This is a genomic window from Goodfellowiella coeruleoviolacea, assembly GCF_024171785.1.
Lineage (GTDB): Bacteria > Actinomycetota > Actinomycetes > Mycobacteriales > Pseudonocardiaceae > Goodfellowiella > Goodfellowiella coeruleoviolacea.
In genome coordinates, this window is sequence record NZ_JAMTCK010000005.1 from 142,970 (window position 1) to 156,695 (window position 13,726).

Annotated in this window: 13 protein-coding genes; 7 read left to right on the forward strand and 6 right to left on the reverse strand. The window is 71.4% G+C overall.

The genetic code is table 11. The annotated features are described in order from the left end of the window. Positions 1-218: 218 nt before the first annotated feature. The 4 genes from LX83_RS12140 to LX83_RS12155 all read left to right on the forward strand — a co-directional run bounded on the left by LX83_RS12140 (position 219) and on the right by LX83_RS12155 (position 4,060). A complete protein-coding gene (locus tag LX83_RS12140; protein WP_253770484.1) occupies positions 219-656 on the forward strand; it encodes a MarR family winged helix-turn-helix transcriptional regulator in 438 nt (145 codons plus the stop codon). A gap of 187 nt (positions 657-843) precedes the next feature. Continuing rightward, positions 844-2,472 carry an MFS transporter gene (locus LX83_RS12145; protein WP_308203957.1) on the forward strand — a complete coding sequence of 543 codons (1,629 nt, stop codon included), beginning with the start codon at positions 844-846 and terminating at the stop codon, positions 2,470-2,472. Between the two features lie 227 nt (positions 2,473-2,699). Beyond that, positions 2,700-3,245, forward strand: a complete 546-nt coding sequence (locus LX83_RS12150; RefSeq protein WP_253770486.1) for a SigE family RNA polymerase sigma factor — start codon at positions 2,700-2,702, stop codon at positions 3,243-3,245. Continuing rightward, on the forward strand, positions 3,245-4,060 hold the full coding sequence (locus tag LX83_RS12155) for a hypothetical protein (protein ID WP_253770488.1): 816 nt from the start codon (positions 3,245-3,247) through the stop codon (positions 4,058-4,060). Before LX83_RS12150 ends, LX83_RS12155 begins: the two co-directional genes overlap by 1 nt. A gap of 54 nt (positions 4,061-4,114) precedes the next feature. Here the strand turns inward: LX83_RS12155 and LX83_RS12160 are convergent, their stop codons facing one another. Further along, a complete protein-coding gene (locus LX83_RS12160) occupies positions 4,115-5,212 on the reverse strand; it encodes a DUF1906 domain-containing protein (protein WP_253770489.1) in 1,098 nt (365 codons plus the stop codon). A 162-nt stretch (positions 5,213-5,374) separates the two neighbouring features. Between LX83_RS12160 and LX83_RS12165 the strand changes: the two genes are divergently transcribed. Both LX83_RS12165 and LX83_RS12170 read left to right on the forward strand, forming a co-directional pair. Next, a complete protein-coding gene (locus LX83_RS12165; RefSeq protein ID WP_253770491.1) occupies positions 5,375-6,733 on the forward strand; it encodes a cytochrome ubiquinol oxidase subunit I in 1,359 nt (452 codons plus the stop codon). Beyond that, positions 6,730-7,764 (forward strand): cytochrome d ubiquinol oxidase subunit II, encoded by a 1,035-nt coding sequence (locus tag LX83_RS12170; protein WP_253770493.1) that lies wholly within the window; start codon positions 6,730-6,732, stop codon positions 7,762-7,764. The genes LX83_RS12165 and LX83_RS12170 overlap by 4 nt, the downstream gene beginning before the upstream one ends. A gap of 15 nt (positions 7,765-7,779) precedes the next feature. Here LX83_RS12170 and LX83_RS12175 read toward each other — a convergent pair whose 3' ends face one another. Continuing rightward, positions 7,780-8,412, reverse strand: a complete 633-nt coding sequence (locus tag LX83_RS12175) for a LysE family translocator (RefSeq protein ID WP_253770495.1) — start codon at positions 8,410-8,412, stop codon at positions 7,780-7,782. 149 nt (positions 8,413-8,561) lie between these two features. Here LX83_RS12175 and LX83_RS12180 point away from each other — a divergent pair, with 149 nt between their 5' ends. Next, positions 8,562-9,116, forward strand: a complete 555-nt coding sequence (locus LX83_RS12180; protein ID WP_253770497.1) for a DinB family protein — start codon at positions 8,562-8,564, stop codon at positions 9,114-9,116. A 96-nt stretch (positions 9,117-9,212) separates the two neighbouring features. Here LX83_RS12180 and LX83_RS12185 read toward each other — a convergent pair whose 3' ends face one another. From LX83_RS12185 to LX83_RS12200, 4 genes are read right to left on the reverse strand one after another with little or no spacing between them, the layout of a single operon-like run. After that, on the reverse strand, positions 9,213-10,397 hold the full coding sequence (locus LX83_RS12185) for an ABC transporter ATP-binding protein (protein WP_253770499.1): 1,185 nt from the start codon (positions 10,395-10,397) through the stop codon (positions 9,213-9,215). A gap of 5 nt (positions 10,398-10,402) precedes the next feature. Continuing rightward, positions 10,403-11,248 (reverse strand): carbohydrate ABC transporter permease, encoded by an 846-nt coding sequence (locus tag LX83_RS12190; RefSeq protein WP_253770501.1) that lies wholly within the window; start codon positions 11,246-11,248, stop codon positions 10,403-10,405. Next, positions 11,248-12,186: a carbohydrate ABC transporter permease gene (locus LX83_RS12195; RefSeq protein ID WP_308203968.1), complete on the reverse strand. Its 939-nt coding sequence runs from the start codon at positions 12,184-12,186 to the stop codon at positions 11,248-11,250. Before LX83_RS12195 ends, LX83_RS12190 begins: the two co-directional genes overlap by 1 nt. Positions 12,187-12,245: 59 nt before the next feature. Next, a complete protein-coding gene (locus LX83_RS12200; protein WP_407649536.1) occupies positions 12,246-13,532 on the reverse strand; it encodes an ABC transporter substrate-binding protein in 1,287 nt (428 codons plus the stop codon). Between the last annotated feature and the right edge of the window lie 194 nt (positions 13,533-13,726).

Below are 13,726 nucleotides of genomic sequence, written 5' to 3' on the forward strand. Positions count from 1 at the left end.
CCTCCTGATGCCCCCGTTGGTCGTCCCCCAGAAGCGTTGTCCCCGCAGCGGAAACGATAGATGGCTATCAAAGGTTCCGGCCCGCGCGGGGCGGGGCGCGCGAGGCCGGCTCGGACACCGGGCGGTGTGCCCCCGCACGACCTACGATCACGTGCTCGACCGGTTGACCGGTCAGCCGCACCAGGACACCCGGCAGTGCCCACCGAAATGAGGTTGTCGTGTCCGTCGACGACGTCCTGCCCGCCCTGGAACAGGAACTGGCCGCGATGTGGCGGCGGGCCAGGGCCGCGGGCCGGGCGGCCGCGCGCGAGCTGCACCCCCGGCTCGACCCCACGGCCTACCCGCTGGTCCTGCTGCTGTTCGAGGCCGGCCCGCTGCGCATGTCCGACCTGGCGGCCGGCCTGCTGCTGGACAAGTCCACGGTGACCAGGCAGGTCGACGCGGCCGCGCGGCTCGGCCTGGTGGAGCGCACCACCGACCCCGGTGACGCCAGGGCGCGGCTGGTGGCGCTCACCCCGGCCGGCCGCGACCGGCTCACCGCCCTGTTGACCGAGCGGCGGACGCACTGGCGCGCCGCGCTGGCCAGCTGGGACCGCGACGAGGTGGTCGCGCTGACCCGGCTGCTGCACAAGCTCGGCAACACCGGCATCGGCTGAGCACAGCCCCGCGGGACAAAAGGTTGCTTGGGGCAACCAACCGATATATGGTTGCAAGTATCAACCGATTGGGTGTTGGCCGCGCGCACGCCACCACTCGGCACCTGAACCACGACCCGGTTCCGGCCCAGCCGAGTCACCCCGACACGCCACTCGTCACCCACCACTCGCCCCAAGGAGACCACCAGTGGTCACGCCTGCCCAGGCGTCGCGACGTGCCTCGCGCCCCACCGACCTGCCACCCGCCGAAGCCGGCGGCCAGATGACCCACCGCCAGACCCTGGAAGCGCTTTCCGGGCTGCTGCTGGCGATGTTCACCGCGTTCCTGTCGTCCACGATCGTCGCCAACGCGCTACCGACGATCATCCCCGAGCTGCACGGCACGCAGAACCAGTACACCTGGGTGGTCACCGCCACCCTGCTGGCCTCCACCGCCAGCACCCCGATCTGGGGCAAGCTCTCCGACCTGGTCAGCAAGAAGCTGCTGGTGCAGATCGCCATCACGGTGTTCACCGTCGGCTCGGTGCTGGCCGGCTTCTCCCAGTCGGTCGACCAGCTGATCATCTGGCGGTCGCTGCAGGGCCTGGGCCTGGGCGGGTTGCAGTCGCTGGTGGTGATCGTGATCGCGGCCATGACCAGCCCGAGGGAACGCGGTCGCTACAGCGGCCCGATCGCCGCGGTCATGTCCGTGGCCACCGTGGCCGGTCCGCTGCTCGGCGGGCTGATCGTGGACACCGACTGGCTCGGCTGGCGCTGGTGCTTCTTCGCCTGCGTGCCGCTCGCGGTGATCTCGCTGGTCGTCATGCAGCTGACGCTGAAGCTGCCGGTCATCCGGCGCGAGGTCAGCATCGACTACCTGGGCGCGGCGCTGATCGCCGGCGGCGTGTGCGACCTGCTGATCTGGGTGACCCTGGCCGGCAAGCAGTTCGCCTGGGGCTCGTCCACCTCGCTGCTGCTGGTCGCGCTGGGCGTGGTGCTGCTGGCCGCCGCGGTCATCACCGAGACCAGGGTGAAGGACCCGATCATCCCGCTGCGGCTGTTCCGCGACCGCACCACGGCCCTGGCCACCGTCGCCAGCATCGCGGTGGGCACGGCGCTGTTCGGCGGCTCGGTCTTCCTCGGCCAGTACTTCCAGATCGCCCGCGGCTACTCGCCCACCGCCGCCGGCCTGCTCACCCTGCCGATGATCGTCGGCTCGATGGTGTCCTCCACCGTGTCCGGGTCGCTGATCACCCGGTGGGGCAAGTGGAAGGTGTTCCTGGTCGTCGGGTCCATCTGCATGCTGGCCGGCTTCGCCCTGCTCGGCACCATCGACCACAACACCAACATGGTGCTGCTCGGCGCGTTCCTGCTGGTCCTCGGCATCGGCATGGGCATGACCATGCAGAACCTGGTGCTGGCCGTGCAGAACACCGTGGCCCCCACCGACCTGGGCACCGCCAGCTCCACCGTGGCGTTCTTCCGCTCGCTGGGCGGCAGCATCGGCGTGTCCGTGCTCGGCGCCGTGCTGGCCACCCGGGTCAGCGACCTCACCCTCAGCGGCCTGACCGCCGCGGGCGTGCCGCTGCCGGCGGGCGGCGGCTCCGGTTCCGCCGAGATCGGCATCAGCAACCTCAACCAGCTGCCCGGACCGATCGCCGACGTGGTGCGCGGCGCCTACGGCGACGCCACCGCGCTGATCTTCCTGATCTCCGCCGCCCTGTCGATCATCACGGTGCTCGCGGTCCTGGTCATCAGGGAGGTCCCGCTGCGCACCCAGAACGCCATGCAGCAGCAGGCCCAGCCCGAGAAGGCCGACGCCACCGCCGAGTCCTGACCGAGTCCTGACCGCCCCGCCCGACCCGATCCCGCCAGACCCCGCCTGCCCTGGGAACGCCGCCGTTCCCGGGGCACCGGCCTGTTCTCACCCGAATGGCCCTGCCTGAGATGTCGACTCGCGGGGTTTGCACAGTCAACTCGCGGGGTTTGCCGGGCCCGGCGGTCTTGCAACCTTTCCTCGCCGGCCGTCCGTAGGTACCGCCGAACACCGGCGAGGAGGACGTGTTGAAAGCTGAGGAAGACGAGCGGTTCCGAGAGTTCGCCCGCGCCCGGACACTGGCGCTGCGCCGCACGGCGTACCTGCTCTGCCACGACTGGCACCTCGCCGAGGACCTGGTGCAGACCGCGCTGCTCAAGCTCTACCGGGTGTGGCGGAGGCTGCACGGCAGCGAGGTCATCGACAACTACGCGCGACGGGTGTTGCTGCGCTGCTGGCTGGACGAGCAGCGCCGGCCGTGGCGCCGCCGGGAACGCCGGGACGGGGTGGTGCCGGACCTGGGTGACGGCCGGCTCGACCCGGCGGACCGCCCAGCGCCGGGCTGGCTGTCCGACCTGCTGGTGCGCGCGCTCCAGGAGTTGCCGGCGCGGCAGCGGGCCGCCGTGGTGCTGCGCCACTGCGCCGACCTGTCGATCGCGGACACCGCCGCCGCGCTGCACTGCTCGGAGGGGACCGTCAAGAGCCAGTGCGCCCGCGGGCTGGCCACCCTCCGCGGGGTTGTCACCAGGTGGGAAGCCGAGGAATGCCACGGAGTCGTCGGGAGGAACGCGTGATGGACGAGAACGAGATCAGCGCCGGCCTGCGCGGCCTCACGCTGCCAGAACCAGCGTTGGGCTTCGATCCGGACGAGGTCGCCACCCGTGCGGCCAAGCGGCTGCGCGGTCGCCGGGCGGCCCTGGGCACCGGGCTCGCCGTGCTCGCTCTGGGAGTCGCGTCGGTCGCGGTTGTCGGCAACAGCACCGGCGCCGACCAGCACGCCCCCGCCGGGTCGGGACAGGCACCAGCCGGGCAGCCGACCGGCCTGTCGACCTCGGCGTCACCGACCACCGCCACCCCGCTGGAGCGCAACCAGGCCCACCTGCGCGAGGTGCTGCCCACGGTGCTCCCCGAGGCCACCGACATCAGCGTCGGCGCGTTCGACGATGGCTATGGGGGTGTTTTCACCAGCGTGGTGACCTTCACCGACTCCGCCGGGCCGGGCACGTTCAACGTGACGGTCACCACCGCCGCGGGGGGTGCTGAGCACATGACCCCGCTGGCCGAACGCTGCGGTCCCAACGAGGCCGACCAGGGTGAGGGCGGGCTCAAACCGAACCGCCGGCCCGACGGTTCACCGCTGCGGTGCGACAAGATCCCGCAGCCCGGCGGTGGCACCCTGGTGCTCAAGGAAACCGCCGAGGGTGCCCCGGCTGCCCCGATTCGGGTCAACGCCCTGCACGCCAGCTACTACCGGCCTGACGGCAGCGTCGTCAACATCTGGAACGGCGACAGCACGCCACCCCCCAACCCCGTTTCCCGCGCCAGAATCGCGTTGACCGAACAGCAGTTGACCGCGGTGGCCACCGATCCCCAGCTCCGCCTGCCGTAGTCGGCGGCCGGCGGGGCAACAGCGGGCCCAACGGGCGCGGTGCGCTCAGCGGGCTCACCCCGCGGCTGGCGCGCCCTGCGGCTCCTCCCCCTCCGCCCCGGCGGCCTCGCCGGCCGGGTCGCCCGCCGCCTCGGGGTCGTCGAGGTCGTCCGGGTCGTCCAGGTCGGTGTCCTCGGGCACGGCGGTGAGCTGGACGTGGTCGCTGACGGCCTGCTGCACGATGTCGGTGATCTGGGCGACGGTCAGGTTCTCGTTCGCGGCCAGGGCGGCCACGGCGGCGGTGAGCGCGCTGATCTCCGCCCTGGCGTGGCGGAGTTCGGCGCGCAGTGACAGCAGGTGGCCCAGGGCGTTGTCCACGTCCCCGGCCGGGCGGCCGTCCAGCGAGAGGGCGGCCTGCTCCTGGCGGTGCACCTCGCGCAGCATGTCCACGGCGGTCAGCTGGCGGGGCTCCTCGCCGAAGGTGATGGTCTCCCAGCCGGGGAACACGCCGACCTGGCGGCCGGGGTAGCCGGCGAGCTGTTCCCGCACGTCGCGCAGCAACTCGCGATCCTCATCGGTGAACATGTCGTCCTCCTCCTCGCACGGCCACTGGCCGAAGTCGCTGGCGTTGGAGTCGTTGACGTCGCAGGCGATCCCGCCGACGTGCACGGTGCCCAGGCGCTGGAACAGGTGCGCCCGCAGGTCGGCCCGGCCACCGGACCAGGCCGCGGTCTGCCAGGCGTAGCGGGCCGTGCCCACGTCCAGGCAGTGCCCGACCACCGAGAAGCTGCCGTACACCCCCACCCGCGCCGCGCCCAGCACGGACGCGGCACCGCGCAGGTAGTCGTCGATGGCGCCGAACTGCCCCGGCTGGGCGTCGAAGTCCACGGCGAAGTAGATCGGCCGGCTGCCGGGCATGCCCACCGCGGCCGCCTGGTCCGCCGCGGACCGGGCGTCGGCCTGGCCGCCGGCGTAGCCGGACAGCGCCCGGTTGGCCGTGGTCTCGAACACCAGTGCCACGGCCACCCCGTTGTTGACCATGTCGGCGAACTCGCGCGCGGTGATGTTCTTGGGGTTGCCCGGGGTGGACACGTACCGGAGCACGAACCCGTAGCCCGCCGCGCGGACCGCGGCGCCCGACGGCGGCCCGGTGGAGTAGTCGAGTCCTCGCACCGCACTCCTCCCTCCAGACTGCCTCCCTTCGGGGGCCCACCACATTCTGCGAGCGAGCCGGTGCCGATCCGGGTCGCACGCGCGGGGACTCCCCCGGTTCCGTGACGCCCGCGCGCGGACTTCCCCCGATTGTTCCGCCGTTCGGCGGGTACCCACTGGCCCATGTCGAGCAGTTGGTGTCTTGCCGCGGCGGCCAGTCCCGCCGACCTGGTCGCGGCCCGCACCCAGATGGGGTTCTCCCTGGGCTGGCACATCGTGATCGCCTGCTTCGGGGTGGGCATGCCGGCGATCACCGTGCTCGCCGAGTGGCGGGCCATCCGCACGGGTGACGGCGTGCACGAACTGCTCGCGCACCGCTGGGCCAAGGCGATGGGGGTGCTGTTCGCGGTGGGCGCGGTGTCCGGCACCATCCTCAGCTTCGAGATGGGCGTGCTGTGGCCGGGCCTGATGGAGACCTACGGGCAGGTGATCGGGCTGCCGTTCACCCTGGAGGGGTTCGCCTTCTTCATCGAGGCGATCTTCGTGGGCATCTACCTCTACTCGTGGGACCGGCTGTCCCCCCGGGCGCACCTGCTCACCGGCCTGCCGGTCTGCGTGGCGGGGGTGGCCTCGGCGTTCTTCGTGGTGACCGCGAACGCGTGGATGAACCAGCCGCGCGGGTTCGACCTGGACAACGGCACCCTCATCCAGGTCAGCCCGTGGGCGGCGATGTTCAACCCGGCCACCCCGCCCCAGACGGTGCACATGGTCCTGGCCGCGTTCATGGTGACCGGCTTCGGCATGGCCGCGGTCTACGCGGTGGGCCTGCTGCGCGGCCGGCGGGACCGCTACCACCGGGTCGGGTTCCTGCTGCCGTTCACGGTCGCGGCGGTGGTCACCCCGGTGCAGATCGGCGTGGGCGACTGGGCGGCGAAGTTCCTGGCCACCAACCAGCCGGTCAAGCTGGCCGCGATCGAGGGCGTGCGGCAGACCGGCACGCACGTGCCGCTGCACCTGGGCGGCGTCTACCAGGACGGTGAGCTGCGCTACGCGCTGGAGATCCCGAGTGGACTGTCCATTCTGGCGCACTGGGATCCGGCCGCGCTGATCCACGGGCTGGCCGAGGTGCCGCCGGACCAGCGGCCCCCGGTCAACGTGGTGCACTGGGCGTTCCAGGTGATGGTGGTGATCGGGTTCGGCCTGCTGCTGCTCGGCCTGTGGCTGCTGCTGGCGTGGTGGCGGCGGCACCGCGAGCCACCCCGGTCCCGGCTGTTCTGGTACGCGTGCGTGCTGGCCGGGATCGCCGCGCCGGTGGCGGTGGAGGCGGGCTGGATCACCACCGAGGTGGGCCGCCAGCCCTGGATCGTGTGGGGTCACCTGCGCACCGCCGACGCGGTCACCCCGGTGCCCAACCTGTCCGTGGGCCTGGCCGTGGTGGTCGTGGTGTACGCGGTGCTCACCGCGGCCACGGTGTACGTGCTGCGCCGGCTGGCCAGGGCGCCGCAGGAGGCGGACGCGCGACCGGAGCCGGTCCGGCCATGACCGCCGCCGAGCTGCTGATCAGCGTGATGTGGCTGGGGCTGACCGCCTACGTGCTGCTGGCCGGCGCGGACTTCGGCGGCGGCTGCTGGGACCTGCTGGCCGGTGGCACCCGGCGCGGCGCGGCGCAGCGGGCCCTCATCGAGGAGTCGATCGGCCCGGTGTGGGAGGCCAACCACGTGTGGCTGATCTTCGTGATCGTGTTGTGCTGGACCGGGTTTCCCGGCGCGTTCGCGGCGGTCGCGTCCACGATGTACATCCCGCTGACGCTGGCCGCGCTGGGCATCATCGCCAGGGGCGCGGCGTTCGCGTTCCGCAAGGCCACCACCGAGCTGGTGTTCCGCCGCGCCTACGGGGCCGCGTTCGCGCTGTCCTCGGTGCTCACCCCGTTCTTCCTGGGCACGGTGGCCGGCGGCATCGCCTCGGGTCGGGTGCCGCCGGGCATCGCCTCGGGCGGGATCGTGCGCAGCTGGCTGAACCCCACCTCGCTGCTGGGCGGGGCACTGGCCGTGGCGCTGGCCGCCTACCTGGCCGCGGTCTACCTGTGCCAGGACGCCCGCCGCGCCGGCTCGACCGCACTGGCCGAGGCGTTCCGCCGGCGCGCCCTGGCCACCGCCGTGGTCACCGGTGTGCTGGCCGCCTGCGGCATCGCCATCCTGCACGCGGACGCGCCCGTGCTGTTCCACGGCCTGACCGGCCGCGGCCTGCCCGTGGTGGTCGTCTCCGCGCTCGCCGGGCTCGCGTCCCTGGTGCTGTTGCTGCTGCGCCACTACCTGGCCACCCGGGTCACCGCGGCGATCGCGGTGGCCGCGCTGCTGTGGGGCTGGGCGGTGGCGCAGTACCCGCTGGTGCTGCTGCCCGACCTGACCATCGAGGCCGCCGCGGCCACCCCCGAGGTGCTGCGGGTGACCCTGGTGGTCACCGCCGTGGGCGCGGTCCTGCTGGTGCCGTCGCTGGTCTGGCTGTTCGCCCTGTTCCAGCGGCCGAGGTCGGCGGCGGGCGAGCGGGCCGCCCAGCACCCTGGCGGCCGCTGACCGGGCGGGCCGCCCCTACCGCTCCACGGCCAGGCGCACGCCGAGCCCGATGAACAGGCCACCGGTGGCCACGTCGACCCGGCGGCGGGCCGCGTGCCGGCGGCGCAGCCAGCCGCCGATCCGCCCGGCCAGCACCCCCACCGCGCCGTCCACCAGGAACTCCAGCACGATGAGGACCGCGCCGAGGATCGCGAACTGCAGCCACACCTGCCCCAGCTCCGGGTTGATGAACTGCGGCAGGAACGCGATGGTGAAGGTGACCATCTTCGGGTTCAGCAGGTTGGTGGCCAGCCCGGTGAGGTAGGCGCGCCGGCCGGACACCCTGCCGCTCTCGGCCGGCAGGGCCGCGTCAACGCCCCCGCGCCGCCGGATCATCTGCACGCCCAGGTAGATCAGGTAGCCGGCACCGACGATCCGGACCACGGTGAAGGCGACCGGCACCGCCTCGAACAGGGCGGCCAGCCCCGCGGCGGCCACGGCCACGTGCACGGCCTCGCTGGTGGCCACCCCGGCGGTGGCGAGCAGGCCGGCGCGTGGGCCGCCGCGCATACCGCAGCCCAGGATGAACAGCATGTCCGGTCCTGGCGTGATCATGGCGATGGTCGTGGTCACCAGGAAGGCCACGAGCAGGTGCGGGTCGATCGGCATGGCCGGATCGTGGCACGGCGGCACCGTGCCCCGCCGCCCTTTTCCCGCCGGGCGGACAGCCGAGGTCAATTCAGGTCAAGAAGTGACCGGAGTGGGGCATAGCGTGGTCCGCACCAGCCCGGAGCAGGACCACCACGAAGGCGGACACCATGAGCGACACCGCGACCCTCCCCCCGTCGGCCACCCGCGACCTCACCGGGGAGCGCGCCGACCTGCTGGCCGAGCTGGCCAACGCCAGGCACTTCCTGCGCTTCACCACCCGCGACCTCACCGACGAGCAGGCCGGCCGGCGCACCACCGTCAGCGAGCTGTGCCTTGGCGGCCTGGTCAAGCACGTCACCTCGGTGGAGCGGAACTGGGCGAACTTCATCGTGGCCGGCCCGGCCGCCCTGGGCGGCGACTTCACCGACATGACCGAGGAGGACTGGGCGCGGCGCGCCGACGAGTTCCGGATGCTGCCCGGCGAGACCCTGGCCGGGGTGCTGGCCGACTACGCCGAGACGGCCCGCCGCACCGACGAGCTGGTGGCCGGCCTGCCCGACCTGAACGCCACCCAGCCGCTGCCCAAGGCGCCGTGGTTCGAGGGCGACGCGCGCTGGTCGGCCCGGCGGGTGCTGCTCCACATCATCGCCGAGACCGCCCAGCACGCCGGCCACGCCGACATCATCCGGGAGAGCCTGGACGGCGCCAAGAGCATGGGCTGACCAGCGCGACCGACCCCGCCCGGACAGCCGAACACCCCCGCACCGGCGAACCGGGCGGGGGTGCTGTCGCCGTCGGGACGGCTCAGCCCAGCGGGCTCACCGCCCCGCGTAGGTGAGGTTGCGGCCGTCGCTCGGGTCGAAGACCTGGACCTTGTCGTTGTCGAACCAGATCTTCGCGGTGGCGCCCTCGGCCACCGACGAGGCCGCGGACAGCCGGGTGACCAGCTCGATGCCGCTGGCCGTCACCTCGGCCGACCCCGCGTCCGCGGCCAGCTCGGCCAGCTCCTCGCTGGCGGCCTGTTCGCCGTGCAGGGAGAAGTAGGCGTACTTGTCGGCGCCCATCGACTCCAGCACGTCCACCTGGCCCTCGAACACCACGCCCCGGTCCCGGGTGGGCTCGTCCAGCAGGTGGGCGTCCTCGAAGTGCTCCGGCCGCACGCCCATGATGACCTCGCGCGGCGCGTTGGCCTTGGCCAGCAGCCCCGCGATCCGGCCGGTCAGCGGCACGTCGCCGAGCACGGTGCGCAGCGTGTCGTTCTCGATGGTGCCCGGCACGAAGTTCATCGACGGCGAGCCGATGAACCCGGCCACGAACAGGTTGGCCGGGTGGTCGTAGAGCGCCTGCGGCGCGCCGACCTGCTGCACCACGCCACCGCGCATCACCACCACCCGGTCGCCGAGGGTCATCGCCTCGGTCTGGTCGTGGGTGACGTAGATGGTGGTGGTGCCCAGCTGCTTCTGCAGCCGCGACACCGAGGTGCGCATCTGCACCCGCAGCTTGGCGTCCAGATTGGACAGTGGCTCGTCCATCAGGAACGCCTTGGGGTTGCGCACGATCGCACGCCCCATGGCCACCCGCTGCCGCTGTCCACCGGACAGGTTGGACGGTTTGCGGTCCAGGTGCTGGGTCAGGTCGAGGATCTTGGCCGCCTCGGTGACCTTCTTCTCCACCGTGGCGTTGTCCACTTTGGCCAGTCGCAGCGGGAAGGCCATGTTCTCCCGCACGGTCATGTGCGGGTAGAGCGCGTAGGACTGGAACACCATGGCGATGTCCCGGTCCTTGGGGGCCTGCTCGTTCATCCGCTTGCCGCCGATGCGCAGCTCCCCGCTGGTGATGTCCTCCAGCCCGGCGATCATGTTGAGCGTGGTGGACTTGCCGCAGCCCGACGGGCCGACCAGGATGATGAACTCGCCGTCGGCGATCTCGATGTCCACCTCGGAGACGGCCAGCGCGCCGTCCGGGTATCGCTTGGTCACCTTGTCCAGGACGATCTCAGCCATCTTCCCTACCCCTTGACGGCGCCCGACGTCAGCCCCGCCACGATGCGACGCTGGAAGAACAACACGAACACGATGATCGGGATGGTGATCACCACGGCCGCCGCGGAGATCGTCCCGGTGGGGTCCTCGAACTGGGAGGCCCCGGTGAAGAACGACAGCGCCGCCGGCACGGTCCTCGACGCCTCGGTCGAGGTGAGCGAGATGGCGAACAGGAAGTCGTTCCAGCAGAAGATGAACACCAGGATCGCCGTGGTGAACACGCCCGGCGCGGCCAGCGGCGCGATCACCCGGCGGAACGCCTGCCCCGGCGTGGCACCGTCCATCTTGGCCGCCTTCTCCAGCTCCCACGGGATCTCCCGGAAGAACGCGGAGAGCGTGTAGATGGCCAGCGGCAGCGAGAACGTGATGTAGGGCAGGATCAGCCCGGGCCAGGTGTTGAACAGGCCCAGCGACCGCTCGATCTCGAACAGCGGCGAGACCAGCGCGACCTGCGGGAACATCGCGATGAGCAGGGACACCCCGACCAGCACCCGCTTGCCGGGGAAGTCCAGCCTGGCGATGGCGTAGGCGGCCATGGTGCCCAGCACCACGGCGATGGCCGTGGCGATCAGCGCGATGCCGATGGAGTTGGCCAGCGCCCGCACGAACTCCGGTGTCTGGAAGATCAGCCGGTAGTTCTCCAGCGTCCACGCGCGCGGGATGAAGTTGCCGTCGTTGAGGGTTTCCGGTGTCTTGAACGACAGCGACAGGATCCACAGCACCGGCACCAGCGCGTAGACCACGACCACGATGTCCAACAGCGTCCAGCGGATCTTGCGGCCGGTGCTGTCGGTACCGGCGATGACCGCCATCAGCGCCTCCCCCCTTGGTCACTGCCGGGTGCGGCCGTGCCGAACACCTTCACGAACACGAACGCGATGATCGCGACCGTGATGAAGATCAGCACCGACATGGTCGAGCCAACGCCCAGGTTCAGGCCCTTGATCAGGTTGTTGTAGGTCTGCATGGACACCGACGCGGTGTCCTGCGCGCCACTGGTCAGCACGAAGATGTTGTCGAAGATGCGGAACGCGTCCAGCGTGCGGAACAGCAGCGCCACCAGGATCGCCGGCTTCATCACCGGCACCATCACCCTGGTGAACCGCTGCCAGGCGCTCGCCCCGTCCATGGCCGCGGCCTTGAGCAGGTCGTCCGGCACCAGGGCCAGTCCGGCCATCAGCAGCAGCGCCATGAACGGCGTGGTCTTCCACACCTCGGCCGACACGATGATGGCCAGCGCGGGCAGCCGCTCGGTGAGCAGCGCGGTGTCCGGGCCGACCAGGTTGGCCAGGTAACCGGTGCCCGGGGTCCAGGCGTAGTACCAGCTGAACGCGGCGACCACGGTGACGATGCCGTACGGGATCAGCGCGACCGTGCGGACCAGGCCGCGGCCGACGATGGTGCGGTGCATGATCAGTGCCAGCGCCATGCCCAGCACCAGTTCGAGCACCACCGACACCACGGTCAACAGCGCGGTCACGCCGAACGCGGTCCACCAGTACGGGCTGCTCAGCACGGTGATGTAGTTGTCGAGGCCGACGAACTCGCGCTGGTCGGGGAAGCGCAGGTCGAACCGCTGCAACGACAGCCACACCGAGTAGATGATCGGCCAGCCGGTGACCGCGATCATCACCAGCGCGGCCGGCGCGCACAGCAGCAGGCCCAGTCGGCGCTCGGCCTTCTTGCCCTCGCTGAGCACCGGCTTGGCCCGTCTCGCCGAGCCGGTCGAACCGGCCGAGCCGCCGCGCACCCCGCGCGCGGTGGCGCTGGCGCCGGCCACGTTCTCGGCGGACAACTGGGAAGCCTCACTCACGGGACGACCCCCTTGGACTCGATGGCGTCCTGCAACTCGCGGCGCAGCCGCTCGGCGGTGGCCTGCGGGTCGATCGCGCCGGGTGGGGACAGCACCTTCGACATGATGGTGGAGGCGCTCTGGTAGGCCGGGGTGAGCGGACGCACCGCCGGGTCCTTCAGCTCCTCCAGGATCATGTCCCGCATCGGGTACGCCTCGGCCATCTCCGGCTCGGCGTAGACCGACTCGATGGTGGGCGGCACCCCGTCGTTGATGGCGGAGAACTTCTGGCTCTCCGCGCTGCGCAGGCACAGCGCGGTCTCGAACGCCTCGTCCTGGTGCTGGGAGTAGGAGCTGACCGCCAGGTCGTAGCCGCCGATGGTGGCCTTGCCCGGCACGTCCGGGGTCACCCCGGGAATGCGCGCCCACTTGAAGTGCGGCGCCAGCTCCGGGTTGCCCTTCTGCATGGCCGCGTACACGAACGGCCAGTTCAGCTCGAAGGCCGCGGCGCCGGCCTCGAACCCGCGCTGCACCTCACCCTCCTTGGAGTTGGTCAGCGACGGGCTGGCCACCCCCGAGGTGGCGAAGTCCCGGAGAACCCGGAGCCCCTCGACCGCTCCGGCGTCCATCACCGCCCGACCGCCGTCCTCGGACAGGATCTGGCCGCCGGCCGAGGCCACGATGGTGTTGTAGAGCACCACCAGTCCCTCGTACTGCGCGCCGGTCGCCAACACCTGGCTGGGCTTGCCGGCATCCTTGAGCTGCTTGGCCGCGGCCAGCATCTCGTCCCAGGTGCGCGGCGGCTGCTGCACCAGGTCGTCCCGGTACCACAGCAGCTGCACGTTGGTGTTCTTGGGCGCCGCGTAGAGCTTGTCCTTCCAGCGGGCGGTCTCCAGTGGACCGGCCAGGGTGCCGCGCTCGGCCTCAGCCTTGTTCTCCCCAGTCCACTCGGTGACCCAGCCGGCCTCGGCGAACTCCGACACCCAGGTCACGTCAAGACCGAGCACGTCCATCTCGGTGTCGCCGGCGGCCAGCCGGCGCACCATCTGCTCCCGCTGCCCGTCAGCGTCCCTGGGCAGGGTGTTCAGCACGATCCGGTAGCGACCAGCCGCCTTGGCGTTGCACTGGTCGACGACCTTCTGGAAGTTCTGCTCCGGTGCGTAGTACACGTTGATCGTCGTCACGCCGCCGCCACCGGACCCGCACGCCGCCACAGCGGGCGCGAGGGCCAGTGCGGCGGTGAACGTGGCGACGGCTCGGCGACGTGAGGTCCGACCGCGCCCCGTGCGGGTGGCACCCCTCATCGGCTCTGCCTCCTTCCGTCCTTGTCACGAGAGGAGCCAGATCCGTCCGGTCGACCCAGTTGACTTGTTCGGCAACCCGCCCATCGGCCGGCCCCCAGCACCTCATCGTGCCCCGGCCCCCATGCGCCAGTGCACAGGCCGGCCCGGGTGCGTAGAACCTAGGCCCGGTGATCATCGTCCGCAACCGGTTCGGA